This window comes from Erythrobacter sp. S158 (assembly GCF_057364915.1).
The window spans coordinates 1,056,883-1,074,839 of record NZ_CP200279.1 but is presented as its reverse complement, the minus strand read 5'-3'; the positions used below and the strand labels follow the sequence as shown (position 1 = coordinate 1,074,839).

General features: G+C 60.3%; 19 protein-coding genes. 6 read left to right on the top strand and 13 right to left on the bottom strand.

The features are described from left to right. Window positions 1-61: 61 nt before the first annotated feature. The 3 genes from sdhA to sdhC are packed head-to-tail and all read right to left on the bottom strand — an operon-like array spanning window position 62 to window position 2,685. On the bottom strand, window positions 62-1,876 hold the full coding sequence (gene sdhA / locus AC0V6T_RS05395) for a succinate dehydrogenase flavoprotein subunit (RefSeq protein ID WP_486128505.1): 1,815 nt from the start codon (window positions 1,874-1,876) through the stop codon (window positions 62-64). Between the two features lie 29 nt (window positions 1,877-1,905). Next, a complete protein-coding gene (gene sdhD / locus AC0V6T_RS05390) occupies window positions 1,906-2,292 on the bottom strand; it encodes a succinate dehydrogenase, hydrophobic membrane anchor protein (protein ID WP_007164415.1) in 387 nt (128 codons plus the stop codon). A gap of 3 nt (window positions 2,293-2,295) precedes the next feature. Next, window positions 2,296-2,685, bottom strand: coding sequence for a succinate dehydrogenase, cytochrome b556 subunit (gene sdhC, locus AC0V6T_RS05385; RefSeq protein WP_486124977.1), 390 nt, complete (start codon window positions 2,683-2,685; stop codon window positions 2,296-2,298). 147 nt (window positions 2,686-2,832) lie between these two features. On the opposite strand from sdhC, the gene AC0V6T_RS05380 reads away from it, so the two are divergent. Genes AC0V6T_RS05380 through AC0V6T_RS05365 form a run of 4 tightly spaced genes read left to right on the top strand, consistent with a single transcriptional unit; the run spans window position 2,833 to window position 6,082 of the window. Then, window positions 2,833-3,558 (top strand): SDR family NAD(P)-dependent oxidoreductase, encoded by a 726-nt coding sequence (locus tag AC0V6T_RS05380; RefSeq protein ID WP_486124975.1) that lies wholly within the window; start codon window positions 2,833-2,835, stop codon window positions 3,556-3,558. Continuing rightward, the gene (gene bla / locus AC0V6T_RS05375) at window positions 3,548-4,462 is read left to right on the top strand and encodes a subclass B3 metallo-beta-lactamase (RefSeq protein WP_486124973.1); all 915 of its coding nucleotides are present in this window, start codon (window positions 3,548-3,550) and stop codon (window positions 4,460-4,462) included. Before AC0V6T_RS05380 ends, bla begins: the two co-directional genes overlap by 11 nt. Next, complete coding sequence (locus AC0V6T_RS05370) at window positions 4,462-5,382, top strand: 50S ribosomal protein L11 methyltransferase (protein ID WP_486124971.1); 921 nt, start codon at window positions 4,462-4,464, stop codon at window positions 5,380-5,382. Before bla ends, AC0V6T_RS05370 begins: the two co-directional genes overlap by 1 nt. Continuing rightward, window positions 5,366-6,082, top strand: a complete 717-nt coding sequence (locus AC0V6T_RS05365; protein ID WP_486124970.1) for a DUF2459 domain-containing protein — start codon at window positions 5,366-5,368, stop codon at window positions 6,080-6,082. Before AC0V6T_RS05370 ends, AC0V6T_RS05365 begins: the two co-directional genes overlap by 17 nt. Here AC0V6T_RS05365 and AC0V6T_RS05360 read toward each other — a convergent pair. After that, on the bottom strand, window positions 6,045-7,262 hold the full coding sequence (locus AC0V6T_RS05360) for an RNA polymerase sigma factor (protein WP_486124968.1): 1,218 nt from the start codon (window positions 7,260-7,262) through the stop codon (window positions 6,045-6,047). The genes AC0V6T_RS05365 and AC0V6T_RS05360 overlap by 38 nt on opposite strands. Continuing rightward, window positions 7,259-7,633, bottom strand: a complete 375-nt coding sequence (locus AC0V6T_RS05355) for a YciI family protein (RefSeq protein WP_486124966.1) — start codon at window positions 7,631-7,633, stop codon at window positions 7,259-7,261. Before AC0V6T_RS05355 ends, AC0V6T_RS05360 begins: the two co-directional genes overlap by 4 nt. Before the next feature lie 146 nt (window positions 7,634-7,779). Here AC0V6T_RS05355 and AC0V6T_RS05350 point away from each other — a divergent pair, with 146 nt between their 5' ends. Beyond that, window positions 7,780-8,451, top strand: coding sequence for an SDR family oxidoreductase (locus tag AC0V6T_RS05350; RefSeq protein ID WP_486124964.1), 672 nt, complete (start codon window positions 7,780-7,782; stop codon window positions 8,449-8,451). A gap of 104 nt (window positions 8,452-8,555) precedes the next feature. After that, window positions 8,556-8,993, top strand: coding sequence for a hypothetical protein (locus AC0V6T_RS05345; RefSeq protein WP_486124962.1), 438 nt, complete (start codon window positions 8,556-8,558; stop codon window positions 8,991-8,993). On the opposite strand, the gene AC0V6T_RS05340 is transcribed toward AC0V6T_RS05345, so the two are convergent. The 8 genes from AC0V6T_RS05340 to AC0V6T_RS05305 all read right to left on the bottom strand — a co-directional run bounded on the left by AC0V6T_RS05340 (window position 8,972) and on the right by AC0V6T_RS05305 (window position 17,837). Further along, on the bottom strand, window positions 8,972-9,481 hold the full coding sequence (locus AC0V6T_RS05340; protein WP_486124960.1) for a CinA family protein: 510 nt from the start codon (window positions 9,479-9,481) through the stop codon (window positions 8,972-8,974). The genes AC0V6T_RS05345 and AC0V6T_RS05340 overlap by 22 nt on opposite strands. After that, a complete protein-coding gene (locus AC0V6T_RS05335) occupies window positions 9,478-10,602 on the bottom strand; it encodes a serine hydrolase (RefSeq protein ID WP_486124958.1) in 1,125 nt (374 codons plus the stop codon). The genes AC0V6T_RS05340 and AC0V6T_RS05335 overlap by 4 nt, the downstream gene beginning before the upstream one ends. 59 nt (window positions 10,603-10,661) lie before the next feature. Next, a complete protein-coding gene (gene ligA / locus AC0V6T_RS05330) occupies window positions 10,662-12,734 on the bottom strand; it encodes an NAD-dependent DNA ligase LigA (RefSeq protein ID WP_486128503.1) in 2,073 nt (690 codons plus the stop codon). A 48-nt stretch (window positions 12,735-12,782) separates the two neighbouring features. Further along, window positions 12,783-13,151 (bottom strand): hypothetical protein, encoded by a 369-nt coding sequence (locus AC0V6T_RS05325; protein ID WP_486124956.1) that lies wholly within the window; start codon window positions 13,149-13,151, stop codon window positions 12,783-12,785. Next, on the bottom strand, window positions 13,151-14,818 hold the full coding sequence (gene recN, locus AC0V6T_RS05320; protein ID WP_486124954.1) for a DNA repair protein RecN: 1,668 nt from the start codon (window positions 14,816-14,818) through the stop codon (window positions 13,151-13,153). The genes AC0V6T_RS05325 and recN overlap by 1 nt, the downstream gene beginning before the upstream one ends. Before the next feature lie 52 nt (window positions 14,819-14,870). Beyond that, window positions 14,871-15,671 (bottom strand): outer membrane protein assembly factor BamD, encoded by an 801-nt coding sequence (locus AC0V6T_RS05315; RefSeq protein ID WP_486124952.1) that lies wholly within the window; start codon window positions 15,669-15,671, stop codon window positions 14,871-14,873. Between the two features lie 242 nt (window positions 15,672-15,913). After that, complete coding sequence (locus AC0V6T_RS05310; RefSeq protein WP_486124950.1) at window positions 15,914-16,843, bottom strand: hypothetical protein; 930 nt, start codon at window positions 16,841-16,843, stop codon at window positions 15,914-15,916. Window positions 16,844-16,913: 70 nt separating this feature from the next. After that, window positions 16,914-17,837 (bottom strand): CsgG/HfaB family protein, encoded by a 924-nt coding sequence (locus tag AC0V6T_RS05305; protein ID WP_486124948.1) that lies wholly within the window; start codon window positions 17,835-17,837, stop codon window positions 16,914-16,916. Window positions 17,838-17,957: the final 120 nt, after the last annotated feature.

The following is a 17,957-nucleotide window of genomic DNA, read 5'->3' as shown; positions in this document are numbered from 1 at the left end:
CCTCTTGCCAGCTTTATCAGAGAACTAGCCTTGGCCCGCAAGCGGCCGAATTAAGCATAGATCAGTACACGCGTGCCTTTGGCTTGATGTACTCGGCGTCCTCGGTGAGCGTGTATTCGTGCACCGGGCGGTAATCGATCTTGATGTCGCCGCCATTGCCGCCCCAGCCCTCGAACCAGGCGATGGTGTGCTTCATCCACTCAGCATCGTTGCGATCGGGGAAGTCCTCGTGCGCGTGTGCACCGCGACTTTCCTTGCGATTCGCTGCCGATGCGATGGTGACGTTGGCCTGGCTCATCAAGTTGTCGAGCTCGAGCGTCTCAATCAGATCAGAGTTCCAGATCAGCGATTTGTCGGTAACGTGGATGTCTTCCATCCGTTTGTTCTGCTCGGCAAGAATTTTGACGCCTTCGTCCATCAGAGCGGTGTCGCGGAAGACGGCTGCGTGCTTCTGCATCGCCTTCTGCATGTCCGCCCGGATCGCCGCTGTAGGCGAGCCGCCTTCCGAATAGCGGAAGTGATCGACGCGAGAGAGCGCGAAGTCCGCGCTGTCAGCCGCGAGTTCGGGCTGACTCACGCCGGGCTTAAGCGTGTCCTTGAGGTGCAGGCCGGTTGCGCGGCCAAACACAACGAGGTCGATAAGCGAGTTGGAGCCCAGACGGTTTGCGCCGTGGACCGACACACAGGCCGCCTCGCCCACAGCATACAAACCAGGGACAACTGTGTCCGGGCCGTCCTTGCCGAGGGTCACGACCTGGCCATGATAATTACAAGGGATACCGCCCATGTTGTAGTGAACGGTAGGCGTCACAGGCAGAGCTTCGCGCGTCAGGTCGACGCCAGCGAAAATCTTGCCGCTTTCAGTGATCCCCGGAAGGCGTTCTGCAAGAACCTTGGGGTCGATATGGTCGAGGTGCAGGTGAATGTGGTCGCCATCTGCGCCGTGCCCGCGCCCCTCGCGCATTTCGAGAGCCATCGAACGCGACACGACGTCGCGCGATGCGAGGTCCTTCGCGCTCGGAGCGTAGCGTTCCATGAAACGCTCGCCCTCGGAATTGGTGAGATACCCGCCCTCGCCGCGTGCGCCTTCGGTGATGAGGACGCCTGCGCCGTAGATGCCGGTCGGGTGGAACTGGACGAACTCCATGTCCTGAAGCGGCAGACCAGCGCGCAGCACCATGCCGCCGCCATCGCCAGTGCAGGTGTGTGCGGAAGTCGCAGTGTAGTAGCAGCGGCCATAACCGCCGGTTGCCAGCACAACGCTTTGCGCACGGAAACGGTGGATCGTGCCATCATCGAGGCACATCGCCATCACGCCGACGCACTGCTTCACGCCGTCGACTTCCGCCATGATCAGGTCGAGCGCGAAGTATTCGATGAAAAAGTCGGCGTCATACTTCAGGCTCTGCTGATAGAGCGCGTGGAGCATGGCGTGACCGGTGCGGTCGGCTGCGGCGCAGGTGCGCTGCACCGGAGGGCCTTCGCCCATGTTCTGCATGTGCCCGCCGAACGGACGCTGGTAGATCGTGCCGTCTTCGTTGCGGCTGAAAGGCACGCCTGCGTGCTCCAGCTCGTAAACCGCCTGAGGGGCTTCGCGGACAAGATATTCGATCGCGTCCTGATCGCCCAGCCAGTCGGACCCCTTGACGGTGTCGTACATGTGCCACTGCCAGTGGTCGGGCGAGTTGTTGCCGAGGCTTGCCGCAATGCCGCCTTGTGCAGCTACAGTGTGCGAGCGGGTCGGGAAAACCTTCGAGATGTTCGCGGTGCGCAGGCCTGCTTCGGCAGCGCCGGTCGTTGCGCGAAGGCCTGAGCCGCCCGCGCCCACGACCACCACGTCGTACATATGGTCAATAATCTTGTAGTCGCCCTTCAAAGAGGCGCCAGATGCGGGAGTGCTGGCCATCAGGCTGCTCCTGTGAGTGCGAGGCTGGCAACGCTGAAGATCGCGAAAGCGCCGCCGCCGAATGCTGCAAGGTTGAGCGCTGAGAGCAGCGCGAATTTCGAACCGGGTTCGTGGATGTAATCCTCGATCACGACCTGGAGGCCGAGCCGGGCGTGGTAGAACACGCTGATAATCAGAAGGATCATCGGGACAGCGGCAATTGGCTGTGAAAGCCACCCAGACACGCTTTGATAGCTGAAATCAGGCAGCAGAACGAAGCTGAGGATCAGCCAGGTCATCAGGACAAGATTGCCGATCGCAGTGGTGCGAGCCGCAAGCCAGTGATGCGCGCCGTGATGCGAAGAGCCGAGACCCCGGACTTTACCGATGGAAGTGCCGTTACCCATGGCTCAAGCTCCCTTCACGAAAAGGAGGTAGCCCCACAGGACAACCGTGAGAGCGATTGCGATGATCGGCGAGACGATCGACCAGAACCGGTTTGTGTCGAGCTCGTAGCCCGCTCCGATATCCAGCACAAAGTGGCGCAGCCCGCTCATCATGTGGGTGAAGAAAGCCCAGGTCAGACCAATCAGCACCACATATCCGAGCGGCGAAGCGGCGGCCCAAAGAAACGTCTCGTAAGCTTCTGGCCCGCTTGCAAGCGCGCCTAGCCACCAGACGAGGACGGCAAGGCCGACCAATGCCATCCCATCGCCGCTCACACGGTGAAGGATTGATACCAGCATATGCGGTCCCCACCGCCATATCTGGAGGTGCGGAGAAAGCGGTCTTTGGCTCATGATGATCCCATATGTCTTGATTGCCCCCAACCCCACTTAACGAACCTCACGAATGAGGCAAGGGCGGAAGCGCTCGACACTGCTTGCAAAAATTCGGATAGGGGATTGCATGAATTGGCATAAAAGCTTGCAGACAAGGGGTCACAAATGACCGCAATTCTCGTCACAGGATCGAGCCGGGGGATTGGCGCGGCTGCTGCAGCCGCCCTGGAAGCGCGCGGTTTCGAGGTGATCGGTCACCAAACGCGCTCTGGGGACCCTGAACGCATCGCTGCGGATTTCTCCGACCCACGCGCGGCTCAGATGCTTTGGGAAGAGGCGATGGATCGCAGCGGCGGCAACATCGCGGCAGTCGTCAACAATGCCGGACTGTTCGAGAAAAACCGGCTCGAACGCTCCGACATCGAATGGTTGGATGCATGGGAAGACACGATCCGCATCAACCTCACTGCAGCAGCCCAAATCAGCCGTTTCGCTGTACGGCATTGGCAGGAGTGTATAGCGGGCGAAGACGGTGTCAGGGGGCGGCTTGTTCATGTCGCAAGCCGCGCTGCTTATCGTGGGGATTCGCCTGGCCATTGGCATTATGCCGCTGCCAAGGGTGGGATGATCGCCATGCACAAGACGATCGCCCGCGCTTACGCAGCCGAGGGCATCTTGAGCTACGCCATCACGCCGGGCTTTACCGACACAAGCATGGCGGGAGACTACCTTGAAAGTCGCGGCGGAGCTGGCTTACTGGCCGACATCCCGCTGGGACGCGTCGCGACTCCAGAGGAAATCGCCCGCATCATCACCTTCTGCGTGCTCGACGCCCCGCCCAGCATGACCGGAGCGGTGATCGACGCCAACGGAGCCAGCTTTGTTCGCTAAACTCGCTTCTGCATGCGCGCTAATGGCGCTCGCCAGTTCTACTCAAGCATTGGCGGAAGAGCCGGTAACCGAAGCTGAAAGGAAACAAGCCGAGATCGTCCGCTTCTCGCAAGAATGCGAGAAATGGGACGATTGGGACAAGCCCGCCCATCCTTACCGCATCCATGCCAACACCTATTATGTCGGGACATGCGGTATCGCTGCGATCCTCATCACTTCGGACGACGGCCACGTCCTGATCGACAGCGGGACCGAAGCGGGCGCGCAGATCGTTCTCGACAATATCGAGAGCCTGGGCTTCGCGCTCGAAGACGTCGAAATCCTGCTGCACAGCCACGAGCACTTCGACCACGTCGGCGGACACGCACTGGTTGCGGAGAGAACCGGCGCGCGCGTAGGTGCGAGCCCACTTGCAGGGCCCGTACTCGAAACTGGAAAAGTTGCCGACAACGATCCGCAACAAGCCATGCACCCTGCAATGGCCCCGGTCGCGGTCGACTTTACGCTGGAGTCTGGCAGATCGGTCTCGTTCGGCCATCTACGAGTCTATCCCTTTACCACCGCTGGTCACACGCCGGGTTCACGGTCCTACTTCTGGCGCTCCTGCGAGGGTCGCGACTGTAAGGCGATAGTGTTCGCCGACAGCATGTCACCGGTCAGCAGCGACGATTACCGTTTCTCTGAACACCCCGACTATCTCTCCGAGTATCGTGCAGGAATTGAACGCGTTGCGGGAATGAACTGGCGGTGCGACATCCTGCTCACACCCCATCCCTCACACAGCAAGATGATCGAACGCGCCGCAGCGGGCAGGCTCGACAATGGCATGTCGTGCGAAGCCTTTGCCGCAGGCAAGACAGAAGACCTAAACGCGCGTCTCGAGCGAGAGGCAGGAGCAAACTAGTGAGCAGCTGGAAGCTCTCGGCGTTCGCACCCAAGCCCCAGGTGCAGAGTGCCTTGCTCGCGCATGACGAGTTGGAGGACTGGGACTTCGACCTCGTCATTTCGGGACGAGAGATCTCAGAGGATCGACCACAGGACTGGGTGCTCGAAGCGTGGTATCCCAAGAAGCCGGGCGCCACACAGAAGCACGCTCTCGCCTCGCTGTTTGCTGGAAAGGCACCCGACATCTCGGTTGAGAAGCTTGCAGACGAGGATTGGCTAACGCTCAGCCAACAGGGCGTCGAGCCGATCCGTGCAGGGCGGTTCTATGTCCACACGGCCGAGTTTCCCGACGATCCTGATGCCGTCAATTTCGTGATCCCGGCTGCACAGGCATTTGGCACCGGGCAACATGAAACGACCGCCGGCTGTCTGGAAGTTCTCTCGGCCATGAAGTCACGTGGCATCGTCGCGCGCAACATTGCGGATATTGGCACCGGCACTGGATTGCTGGGCTTTGCGGCAATGAAGTTATGGCCCGGAGCCAAGGCGACCGCATCGGACATCGACGCCATCTGTGCAGAGGTAGTCGATGTGAATGCGGGGCTGAACGGCGTAAACATGGACAGTGGCCGCGGCGAAATGACGATGGTCATCGCGGACGGCATGGATGACGAGTTGCTCCAGATGCGCGGGCCGTATGATCTGTTGATCGCCAACATCCTTGCAGGACCATTGGTCGAGCTTGCGCCCGACTTTGCAGCAGCCACAGCACAAGGTGGATCGGTTCTGCTCGCAGGGCTACTGGCGGGCGACCAGGAACGGGCCGTTCGTCGAGCGTATCGCCAATCGGGTTTTCGCCATGTCGCGCGCACTCAGCGCGGGGATTGGGCGATTTTGTGGTTCCGAAAGCGCAAGGTCTGGCGTGCAAGCCTCCGATAAAGGCACGGGCGCGAAGACTGTTCTGAAGGCCCTGTGCTGGGCTGGCCTCGTGTTCGTTGGTTTCGCGGCACTTTTCGCGCTGTCGGGCTGGATCGGTTCATCCATTTCTCGCAACTCGGGCTGGACCGAGCCGAATCCATCGACCGAGCGTACGATCGCGATCCTTATCGGCACCAACGGCATTCACACCGAAATCGCCATGCCCATCCTCACGCCTGAACAAGACTGGCGCCACATTTTTCCCGCAAGCGACATCATCGCGTCCTCCCGCGACTACACACACGTCGCGGTGAGCTGGGGAGAGCGGAAGTTTTTCCTCGAAACACCGACATGGTCTGATGTGAACCCGATCACGGTCGTTACGGCTATGACGGGCGGCGAAGGGGTGCTGCATGTGGCGCATTACGTCCGCCCTGCCCCTTCCGACGATTATCGCGTCATGCATCTGCGGCCAGTCGAATACCGAGCTCTCGCCGCTTCGATTAAAGGGCAAGTCGCTCCTTCCGAAACCCGCGAAGTCCTTCCCGGCTATGAAGCGCACGACGTGTTCTACACGGCGAGCGGCACATACCACCTGGGCAACACCTGCAATCAATGGACGAGCGATCAACTGGCCAGCGCTGGTGTTGAGATAGGCGTCTGGTCACCTTTCCCCGGCGGGGTCATGAAGTGGGTCGATGATTTTGACGCAGCTCCTTGAGCTTGCGTTTGAGAAAGAGGCGTTCGGCACGCGGCACATCCTGATCCAGCGCTTGCTCCAGTTCGCACCGCGCGGCGTCCCATTGCCCTAGACCCGAATACATCTGAGCCCGCGCCACCCGATAAGGCCGTGACGAACGAATGCGCGACGCCTCAATGGCATCCAGAGCCTCAAGTCCCGCCTTTGCGCCTTCGACCTTCTCCAAGGCCACCGCCCGATTTAAGCCAACCATCGGCGCCGGCCGCATACCCACAAGCACATCATACAGCGCCAGTACTGCGGCCCAGTCGGTCTTACCGTCGTAGGCGCGGCGGGCATGCGTGAGCTGAATTGCCGCCATCACCTGATACGGACCGGATGCGCCAATCGTCGCAGCAGCATCTAGCCATAAGCGCGCTTGCCCGATGGCAGCGCGGTCCCACTTGCGCACGTCCTGCTGCGACAGTGGAACCATCGCGCCGTCTGCATCCACCCTTGCCGCCTCGCGCGATCTCGCAAGCCAGACCAATGCCGCAAGCCCCAGCGCCTCAGGCTCTTCGGGCAAAAGCTCGGCAACCATGGCGGCGAGCCGGGCCACCTCTCCAGACAATTCGGGGTCCAGTTCACCCGCGGCGTCCTGATAGGCGGCTGTGTAGGCAAGCTCCAAGGTTAGCAGCACTGCTTCCAGACGCTCGCCCCATGCCTTTCGCTCAGGCAGTTCAAAGGCAATTCCGGCATCACGCACCTTTGCCTTGGCCCGGGTGATGCGCTGGTACATCGTCGCCTCACTGCTCACGAAGAGCCGCGCGATCACACCCACAGGCAACCCGCAGATAACCTTCAGCGCAAGCGCCGTTCTCGCCTCAAGGGCAATCGCTGGATGGCAGCAGATGAAGATCAGGCGCAGCCGTTCGTCCGCGATTGGTTCTGGCAAGGTGAGAATGTCCGCCATCTCTTCCACCGGTGCACTTTTTTGAAGAGCCCTGTCCTGTGCTGCGCGCCTTCGCATCGCATCCAGCGCCTTGCGTTTGGCGACGACAAACAGCCAATTGGTAAGTCGGTCGGGAACCTCATCGCCCTCGATCAGCTTCTCAGCTGCGTCGGCAAAAGCGTCTTCAACAAGGTCGAGATCGCGCAGTTGCACGGCCAGGGCGGAAATCACTCTAGGCCGTGCATCGGCAATCTCGCGCGCTAGGCTCACCCTTCCATTGGCCAAATCGGGCGAACCTCAACCGCGCCCTTGCCGGGAACAGGGATTTGCTTGGCCCATTCAAGCGCTTCGTCGAGCGAGGCAACGTCGATGATGTAGAAGCCGCCGAGTTCCTCGTGCGTCTCGGCAAAGGGGCCATCGTGCAGTGTGTGCGACCCGGCATTCCACTTGATCGTGGTGGCAGTTGATCCGGGCTTCAGTCGCTCACCTGAAAAAGCGACACCTTTCTCGGCCCATGCCTGAGCCAGAGCCATGTGGCCGGCAAGCGTTTCTTCCATCAGCTTGGCACCATCGTCGCCCTCGTAGATGCTCTCATCTTCGTTGATCAGCAGCATGTATTGCATGTCACGTCCTCTTCTCATTCAGCCGCGCCACCATGGCGAAGCTCTGACACGAAGACGCGGCGCACAAGCCGGATTCGACATTTGCGCGAAAATTTTTCTGGGAACGCGAGGGCGCATCCTTCCATTGTTCAGGCAAAAGCAATTCAAATCCGAAGGAATTCCCCATGAGCAAGACCCTCCTTATCACTGGTGCATCTTCAGGCATCGGCGCTGCCACGGCGAAAGCGGCGGCAGATGCTGGCTGGAACGTTGCGCTTTGTGCCCGCTCGGCTGACAAGATTGAGGAGTTGGCACGCGAAATTGGCGATGCCGCCCTTTCTCTGCCATGCGATGTGACGAAGCGAGAAGACATCAGCGAAGCGCTGGAGAATACGAAGGCTAAGTTCGGGCAGATTGACGCTGTTTTTGCCAATGCGGGGACCGGAGTGGAAAAGCCGGGCATCGAGAACGGCGACCCGGATGAGTGGCACGACATGATCCACGTCAACGTGCTCGCGCCTTTGTTACTCGCTCACTATGCGACGCCTTATCTTAAGGAGACGAAGGGGCACTACGTTGTGACCGGCTCGAAGGCAGGACGCGACAGCTTCAAGGGGTCAGTCTACTCGGCGACCAAGCACTTCGTACATGGCTTTGGCGAAAACCTCGCCGAGGAAATGCGTGAATGGGGTGGTAGGGCGACAGTGATCGCACCTGGCATGGTCGATACGCCCTTTTTCGATGAGCCCAAGCCCACAAAAATCCAGCCCAAAGATGTCGCAAATGCGGTGGTCTACGCCCTATCGCAACCGAAGACGGCAGCGGTGCGCGAAATCTACATCATGCCGAACGACTAAGCGGTTGAGATCGACGCAAGGCTACGAATTCTTTGCGAATTTGGCTTAGCGCCTTTCCGGATCGGTGTTCGAAGGAATGCTGAGTTCAGGAGGGCGCTTAGTTGATGTCGCAATATTTCGAGTATTTCTACATTGGGGCCTTTGCGCTCGCGATGCTACCATTGCTGATCGGTGAGCTGCGCAAAAACACCCTTTCCAATGCGGCCAATGTCACCCTGCTATTGGTCGGTTGCATGGCCAACGCGGCCGGTGTTTGGCTTGGGGTGTTCGAGTTTGCGCTAAGTGTAATTGGCTTTGATGTGATGATTTCGCTGGCCATGATCGGCCTGTTCGCAGCGGGAGCTATTCCAGGGGGAACCGCGAAGCTGCTAATCGCCGTACTGCCTTGGCTCGGCATTTCGGGTTTCTTGGCTGCCTTCGCAATCTCGATGCTATTCACGGGTGTGGCAGCGCTCACCAGGGCGAGCAAGTCAGCGCCCGTATCACCTGCACTGGCGATCACGACAATTGGTGTACTGAGCTACCCGCTGCTGAGCGTTTGAAGCGTTGACCCCGCCAAACCAAGCGCGTTGCTGGTGAAGGCGTGCATGTTGGCGATCCGGCCGTCGCTTTGCGTTTCAAGCACCGCGGTGAATTCTCCGCCCGGTCCAACCAGCGCTGCAACACTGCGGCCTGCAGCTGCGCCGGTGGGATGATTTGAACTGCCTCCTACCGAGCCGCTTTCCGCCAGGCCCCAATCTGCGCCGAAATTGTCGCGGATCGCGCGGGCCTGCAACAAGGCGTAATCCTCGGTTGCCCCGCGCATGCCCTTGTACGCTTCGCGCGGGAGGTCGAACAGGACGTCTCTGGCACGGAACGAGTAGACCACACCTCCTCCGACGAAGAAGTCGAGCGCTCCGGAAACAGTGAGGAGACTTGCGGCGATAAGCCCACCAGTCGCGCCATCGGCCACCGCAAGCTTTTCGCCGCGAGCGCGCAGTAGCCGGGCCACATCCAGCGCTTGTGTGTGAAACTGCTCAAGCTCGCTCAACTGTCCGCTCCTGCCAGCATTGGCTCGCCTGCTGCATCTTTGCGATCCTCGTGAAACTGGGCGGTGGCTGACGTCACTTGCTGCATCATCTCCATTCGCGCAGGTGTTGGCTCGCTGGTTCTACCAATGAGCACCGCGATCGCATATTCGCGGCCGTCGGGCGATGTGAGAATGCCAACATCATTATAGCCACTTTGCTCATTGCCGTAGACCTGTCCGGTCCCGGTCTTGTGTTCGACCCGCCAACCCTCAGGGGCGCCGCCTTTCAAACGCCTCGGTCCGCTTCGCGTCTGCTCGAGCGTGTCTCTCAACAATCTGGTCGTATCCGTATCGAGCAAATTGCCTCTCGCCAGTTTCGTGAGAGCGGAAGCGATGGCATTCGCGCTCGCTCCATCGATCGGGTCGGCGAGGTATCCTTCGAACGCGGCTCGCCTCATAGCGTCGGGCACTCGGTCACGCGCTTCGTAGAACTGCCGACCGATCGAATAGAAAGGCGACCAATCTAGCCCTGCAATTGCGCTTTGCTTGGAGCGCTCATCGGTGCCGAAGCGGATGCCGGTCAATTCATTGTCATCGAGCCATTGCTGCACAACACTCGGCCCGCCGATGCGGCGCAAGAGCCGATCATTGGCGGTGTTGTCGCTGCGCGTGATCGACCTTTCGAAAAGATCGCGGTAGTTCGTGTCGTAGCTCCCGCGAGCCTTCACGATCTCTCTGATCGGCTGATGGAAAAGGGTCAGATCACCGCGCCCGATGCGCACCCTCTCGGTTAGATTCAGGTCGCCCTGATCCACCTGAGACAGCGCCGCCATCGCAACCCACAATTTGGTCACACTTTGCTGGGGCAGCAGTTCGTCGCCGTTGAACTCGTAGAGCTCGCCCGTCTCTACGTCCTGCACCGCGATGCCGACGGTTCCGGTGAGAGATGCCCCAATCTCTTCCAGCCTTTGCTCGAACGCTCGCTCCTCCGGGGTTGCCACGGCAATAGCGATGGAGGGAGCATCAAGTGCCACAATCGTGCTTGGTTGCCCTTCGCCCTCTGCGCTCGCGGCAATCCATACGACGAGCGCCAAGATGGGGAGAAATAGCGCGAGAAATCGAAAGCCGGTCATTTTGCTCATGCTGATACTACACGTTGAAGCGAAGAGGTTTCCAAAGAACTTGCTGAAATCTGATGGACCTAGCCCGCGTTTGCGACGATCTCAGCCCAGCCTGCTTCGTCGACGACTTCGATACCCAGCTGCTCTGCCTTCTTTAGTTTCGATCCCGCTCCGGGTCCGGCAACGAGCAGATCGGTCTTTGCGCTCACAGAGCCTGCTGCTTTTGCGCCCAGACGTTCGGCCTGCGCTTTGGCCTCGTCGCGGCTCATCGTCTCGAGCTTGCCCGTGAAGACCACCGTTTTGCCCGCAACAGGACTATCGAGGGTTTCGACTTCATAACGCGGCGGGGTGACTTCAGACAGGATGTCTTCCCACACTGCGACATTATGAGGCTCGTGGAAGAAGTCACCCAAAGCCTCGACAACGCTAGGGCCGATGCCGTCAATCGCAGTCAGTTCGCTGGCCGCCTCGTCATCGCCTGCGCGCGCCTTCTCGGCGATTGTGCGAAGAGCAGGCAGTTCGTGAACATGCTTCAACAAGTCCCGCGCGGTGACCTCGCCGACATGTCGGATGCCAAGTCCGAACAAGAGGCGCGCTGCGTCAGGCTCGCGGCGGTTCTCCACAGAGGCCAACAGGTTATCCACAGACTTGTCCTGCCATCCCTCAAGCGCGAGGATGTCATCACGGCGATGCTTGAGCCGGAAGATATCAGCGGGACTTTCGAGCCATCCCAGCGCGAAGAATTGCGCGATGGTTTTCGACCCAAAACCGTCGATGTCGAGGGCTTTCCGGCTGACAAAATGCTCAAGCCTTTGAGTGCGTTGCGCCGGACAGATGAGACCACCTGTGCAGCGCACATCGACCTCGCCTTCCTCAGCCACAGCCTCGCTGTCGCACTCGGGACAGTAATCAGGGAAGACGAAGGGCTCGCGCTCTTCATCGCCTGTAAGGTTTTCCACAACTTGCGGGATCACGTCGCCCGCGCGCTGGATCACGATCCGGTCGCCCGGACGCACGCCGAGACGCTCGATCTCGTCGCGATTGTGGAGCGTCACGTTGGTGACTGTCACCCCGCCGACCAGCACCGGCGCAAGCCTGCCCACGGGTGTCAGCTTGCCCGTGCGCCCGACCTGGATATCAATCGCCTCAAGCGTTGTCTGAGCCTTCTCCGCCGGGAATTTGTGCGCGAGTGCCCAGCGCGGAGCTTTGGCGACGAAGCCGAGGCGTTGCTGCCAGTCGAGCCGGTCGACCTTGTAGACCACCCCGTCGATCTCATAGGGTAGTTCCGGGCGCTGTCGCCCGATCTCCTCGTAATGGGCCAGCATTGCTTCGACACTTTCAACCCGTCGCAACAACGAAGACACCTGAAGTCCGAAATCTTCGATTACCCGCATCACTTCATACTGGGTTTCACCGAGTGGGTCACTCATCACGCCCCAGCCGTGTGCCATGAATTTAAGGCCTCTAGATGCCGTTTTGTTGGCGTCCTTCTGGCGAAGCGATCCAGCAGCAGCATTCCTCGGATTCGCGAAGGTTTTACCTCCCGTAATCGCCGATAGCCTATTGAATTCATCAAAGAAGTCCTTCTCCATGAAGACTTCACCGCGAATCTCACAGACCTTTGGAACTATGAAGTTGCCGCGCTTATGACCAACGTGGTCGAGGGATTCGGGAACACCAGCTACATGTACAATATTTGCTGTAACGTTCTCTCCCGTCTGCCCATCGCCACGGGTCGCCGCTTGAACCAGTTTGCCATCCTCGTATCGCAACGCACAGGATAGGCCATCGACCTTATCCTCCGCAGTCAAGGCAACAACCTCGTCTCCGGCCAACGCGAGGAACCTACGAACCCGTCCGATGAATTCGCGGACCTCAAACGCATCGAACGCATTGTCGAGGCTCATCATGCGAACTTCGTGAGTCACTTTGGAGAGCGGCGAGGCGGCGACCGCGTGCCCTACCCGTTTCGACGGGGAATCTTCCCGCACCAGTTTGGGAAACGCTTCCTCCAGCTCGCGATTGCGCCTGACCAGCGCATCGTATTCCTGGTCGGATATCTCAGGGTCGTCGTCAGCGTGATACAATCGATCATGATGCGCGATCTGCTTGGCAAGCCGCATCAATTCGTTCGCAGCATCAGCTTCAGACATTTGCGAGACGGGATTGGCTGACACCTCAGCGCTCTCCTTGATGATGATTCAAACAGTGTTGGGGACGGCAAAGAACAGCACGCCCGCGACAACGCTCAGAGCGGACAGCAAGAGCCAGCGCTTCCAGCCACCTTCGACGAAATCCCGGCCGCGTGTCGCAACCATGAGGTTGAGAACTCCGCACATGGTGATCACCACGGTCAGCACAAAGTGCAACAGCGTCAGATAAGGCGCGCAGTCAGCGAGCATTTGAGGACCATCCCCCGAGACCGGGAACATCATGTCGAAGGCGCGGATGCCCCACATGAGGAGGCCCGCCAGTCCCACGAGCGTGCCGAGAAGCGAGAGGATGGCTGCTCCGGCCACCATAGCGGTTTCGCCGGAAGAGAGGCCTTCAAAGTCCTCGCCGCTATCCATCACACGCCTTCCAGCAAGCGATCCGCCTGCGCGCGCGCCTCCGGTGTCACTTCCGCACCCGATAGCATGCGAGCGATCTCTTCCTGGCGACCGTTTTCGTCGAGCAGCACCACGCTGGTCTTGGTTACGGTGCCACTCGATGCCTTGGCGATGAGGTAATGGGTTTGCCCCCGCGCGGCGACTTGCGGCGAGTGCGTGACGGCAAGCAACTGGCCTTCGTCCGAAGCAAGCCGAGCAAGCCTTTCGCCGATTGCGCTCGCGACTGCACCACCCACGCCGCGGTCGATTTCGTCGAAGATGATCGTCGCTGCCCCGCCTTTTTCTGCCAAGGCAACCTTCAAGGCGAGGATGAAGCGCGAAAGCTCTCCGCCCGAGGCGATCTTGGCAAGCGGCGCAAAGTCAGCACCGGGATTGGTCGCGATCAGGAACTCAGCAGAGTCCATGCCGAGCCTGCCCCATTTGTCTGGCGGCAGTTTGCCGATGGCAGTCAGGAAGCGCGCCGCATCAAGTTTGAGCGGTGCGAGTTCCGCTGCGACCGCTTGGTCGAGGCGCTTGGCAGCCGCAATGCGGACCTCATGCGCCATGCCTGCGGCCTCGCCATAGGCCTCGCGAGCCTCCTTCGCAGCGGCTTCCAGCGCGTCAAGCTCAGCCTCTCCGCTCTCGATCGAGTCGAGCTTGCCACGCATATCGCGCATCAATTCTGGCAATTCGTCGACTTCGCAGCGGTGCTTTCGAGCCAGCGCGCGCAATTCGAACAGCCGCGTCTCTGCCGCATCGAGCGCCTGCGGGTCATGCACCAGCGCCTCGGCTGCGGATTCGAGTTTCTCCTCCGCTTCGCCCGCTTCGATGACGGCACGGTCTAGCGCGGCCAAAGCTTCTGCAAGCAGAGGGTGTTGCTCGGCTATTCGGTCAAGTTTGCGAGCGGCCACCCTGAGCGAGGCAAGCGGCGAATCCGAGCCTTCCCAGACGTGGCGCAGCTCTTCCAGCTCGCCTGACAGCTTCTCACCCTTTTGCATGTCTGCCCGCGTTGCAGCGAGCCTTGCCTCTTCGCCGGCCTGCGGTTCAAGCGCAGTCAGTTCAGCCAGATGCGCGATCAGCAGATCTTGGTCAGCCTTGGCCTGTTCAACCGCATCGCGTGCTTCGGAGAGCTGCGCTTCTGCCTTGGCCCAGCTTGCAAAGCGCCTTTCAAGAAGTGCAAGATCAGTCCCCGCGAACCTGTCCAGCAGCGCGAGGTGCCCGCGCGGGTTTACGAGGCCGCGATCGTCGTGCTGGCCGTGCAGTTCGACCAGTGCCGGTGCGAGCGCGCGAAGCAGAGCCACGCTGGTCGGCTGATCGTTGACATAGGCCTTTGAGCCGCCATCGGCCTTCACTTGCCGCCGGATGATCAGCGGTTCGCCAGGCTCAAGCTCAAGGTCGGCATCGTCCAGTGCTTCGGCAATCGCGGACGGGAGCGTGGCAAACTCGAAGCTGGCCGTGACGCTCGCCTTGGCTTCACCGGCACGCACCAGCGCCGTCTCCGCACGGTCGCCCAGAATCAGTCCGAGGGCGTCCAGCAGGATCGACTTGCCCGCCCCGGTCTCCCCCGTAAGCACGCCAAGCCCTCGCCCGAAATCGAGGTCGAGCGCTTCGATAAGAACGATGTTTCGGATCGACAGACGGGTCAGCATCGTGGCCCCGCTCTAACCCAATCACACTCGCCCGTCATCAGGCGACAAGCTCTTAGCTGGGGGTGACGCCGCTTGCGTGGTCGCCGACCAGTTCGAACGCCTTGTCGTACCACTCGGTGCCGGGATAGTTCGCGCCGAGCACGGCTGCGTATTTCACCGCTTCTTCGCGGATGCCGAGTGCAAGGCTGCTTTCGGTAAGGCGATAAAGGGCCTCAGGCGTGTGGCTGGTCGTCTCGTACGTTTCGACCACGTTGCGGAAGCGCAGCTGAGCAGCAAGCCAACGGCCCGAGCGCTGATAGAAGCGCCCGATTTCCATCTCCTTGCCCGCAAGGTGATCGGCCACAAGGTCAAGCTTCAAACGCGCGTCGGCAGCGTATTCGGTCTGCGGGAAACGGCGGTTCACTTCGCGAAGCGCGATCTGCGCCTGCTCGGTGATCGACTGGTCGCGGTTCACGTCACTGATCTGCTCGTAATAGGAGAGCGCAATCAGATAGTACGCATAGGGCGCGTCCTTGTTACCCGGGTGAATCGACAGGAAGCGCTGCGAGTTCTGGATCGCCTTGTTGTAATCGCGCGCGATGTAATAGCAGAATGCGCTCATCAGCTGCGCACGGCGAGCCCATGGCGAATAGGGATGCTGACGCTCAACCTCGTCGAACAATGCAGCGGCAAGTGTGGTGTTGCCGCGATCGAGACGGCGCTGCGCTTCGGCGTAGAGCGATTCGACGTCGCGCGCGACATAAGCCACGTCTTCTTCTGCAGAACCGCCGCCACAGGCAGCAAGGGTGGCAAATCCGGCGCCGATCAGGACGGCGCGCGTGAGGCGGGTACGCATGGTGAGCTTGGTGGTCATGACAGGAGCGTATAGCCAGCGCGAAAGTGAACGCCAAGTGAAGCCTGCGGCTTTTCCTGTGGGGCGTGCACAATGAGAAGTGGACCGCATGTTACACGGTCCAGAGCGAGATAGTTCAACCTCCCGGCTGAGCGGCCATCACACACCGGCGAAGTTCGCATGAAATGATGTCTGAGCATGGCGTTTCCATCGCACAAAACGGCGCGTGTAGGAAAGTGAACCACGCCGCTACGGTGCTGAACTTAAGGCAGGCGCCTGCGCTGAAAGCGCCTTGCGTTGGCGGCGTCGGAGTCCTTCTCGATGAAGGTCACGAGATTTCCCGGTTCGATATCCGAGGTATCGTTGTCGCCATCGACTTCGGCCACGGCATCGTTGTCGCTCGCCGAAACAACACGGTAGCGGATCGAGCCGATCCCGCGCGTTTTCTTCACATCGAGCCTGTCGCCAAGCTCCACCAGCGGGCGGCCGTAATTAATCTCGATCCGGTCGCCTTCAGCCGCGATCACCCTTGCCGGTTCGATCGTGAAGGTCACTTCGCGTGCGATTGCCAGCGCGACCTCGTTCTGCATCAGGTTGTACACCGCAGCGCCCGGCTCGCTAACAGAAACGCTCATGCGATTGGTGTCGATCGTCCGCGACATCTCGATCCGCTTGGTGATCGCACCGCCATCAACGCTGTCGCCATTGCGATCGCGCAGGATGTAATCGGCTGTCACCAAAGCGGTGCCCCAGCTGGTGCGATACGATGCATCGCCGCGCACCGGTTGACGCGTAGCAGGCGGGGTCGAGGAAATGTTCGAGATGCGAATGTCGAGCGTGTAGCCCCCTCGCCCAACGGTCAGCCTGCCGGTTGAGGCAAGCGAGGCTTCGACTGTGTCGCGCAGGCTGGTGAAATTGTCCTGGCAGTCCTTCACGACCCAGCTGCGCCATGTCGTGTGCGACAGATAGTAACGCCGCGCCGCCGCTGCGCCCCACCACCGGGCATATTCAGCCTCTGAATAGGTCAGGCGGCTGCCTTCGTAATTGCGCCATGTCGTGCAGGATTGCCCTGCGGTGATGGTCCCGACGCGCACCCGCGTCTCGCCTTGAGCGCTGGCCGATGTCGCTGACAGGGCGAACAGCCCGCCGAGCAATCCCAAAGCGAACGCTATGCGTGCAAGAAAAGCCTTCATCGTGTTCCCCCCTTGGGATGCACCGTGATCGATGAGGCACAGCAACCCTGCCAGCCTCGTGCCGCGTCAATCAGCGGCGACGCCTTTGTGCGCGTTCAAGATCGCGCACCGTGTCGCTGTCGGTCGGGCGCGCAATAGCGCCGACCTGCAACGGCTGACTGAATTGAGTCACCTGCACGGCGCGGCTGAAGCCGGTCTGGACATCAGTCACCTGGATCGCTCCGAACTGTTCTCCGTCGATCTTGATCGTGCCGGTTCCCGAAGGATCGGGGATCTCGGTCGCTTCGCCATAGATCATGAGGAAGTCGCCGCGCTGCACCGCACCTTGACCAAAGTTGAGGATGATCGTGCCGTCGCCCTGAACCGCTGCCACCTGGATCGGGAAGATCGCGGTGACGAGGCCGGTTGCGATCTGGTCAGCCGACGAGCGCAGCAGAGCCGCAGAATCGATCTGGCTTCCGCCGCCGCAAACGGTGGCGGAGTCCTGTTCCTCGCTGATGCGGGTCGCGTAACGCACTTCGCCAGTGTTCGTGTCGGTAATGCGGATGTCCGCTTCCATGCGAACGCGCGTCTTGTAACAATCGGGCCGATTGCGGCTGCCACCAAGCAGCCCGCGCAGCATGCTTCCACCGATATCCGAGCGGTTCGTCGCGGAAATCGACGAGATCGTGCCGTAAACGAGGTAATCCACCCCTTCAAAGCCGCCAACCTGGCCGGGGCGATTGGTGGTGGTCGTGCCGCTGAGCGCCAGTCCCTGCTCTTCCATCAGCGTCGCAAGGCGCGCGCGTTCGATGATCCGAAACTTGCCCGAACCGATGATCGCGGTTTCGATCATGGCGACAAAGTTTTCTGCGTTGCCGCCGCCGGTCAGGTCTTCCATCTGCGCTATGCCGACAATCGGGCGATTGTCGTCCTGCGCTGCCGCTGGCGAAATGCCTGCAAAGCCCAAAGCCAGAATTGCCGCGAATACAGCAAACAGCCGTTCGAATTTCATGATTGCCCCCATCGAATTCCCCGATTCGATGAGGATTAAAGCGACAAGCCGCCAGATTGTCACCCTCTTATCTAACCAATGTTAGCCTCGTCTTGAGGATAACAAAGTTGACCACAGCCG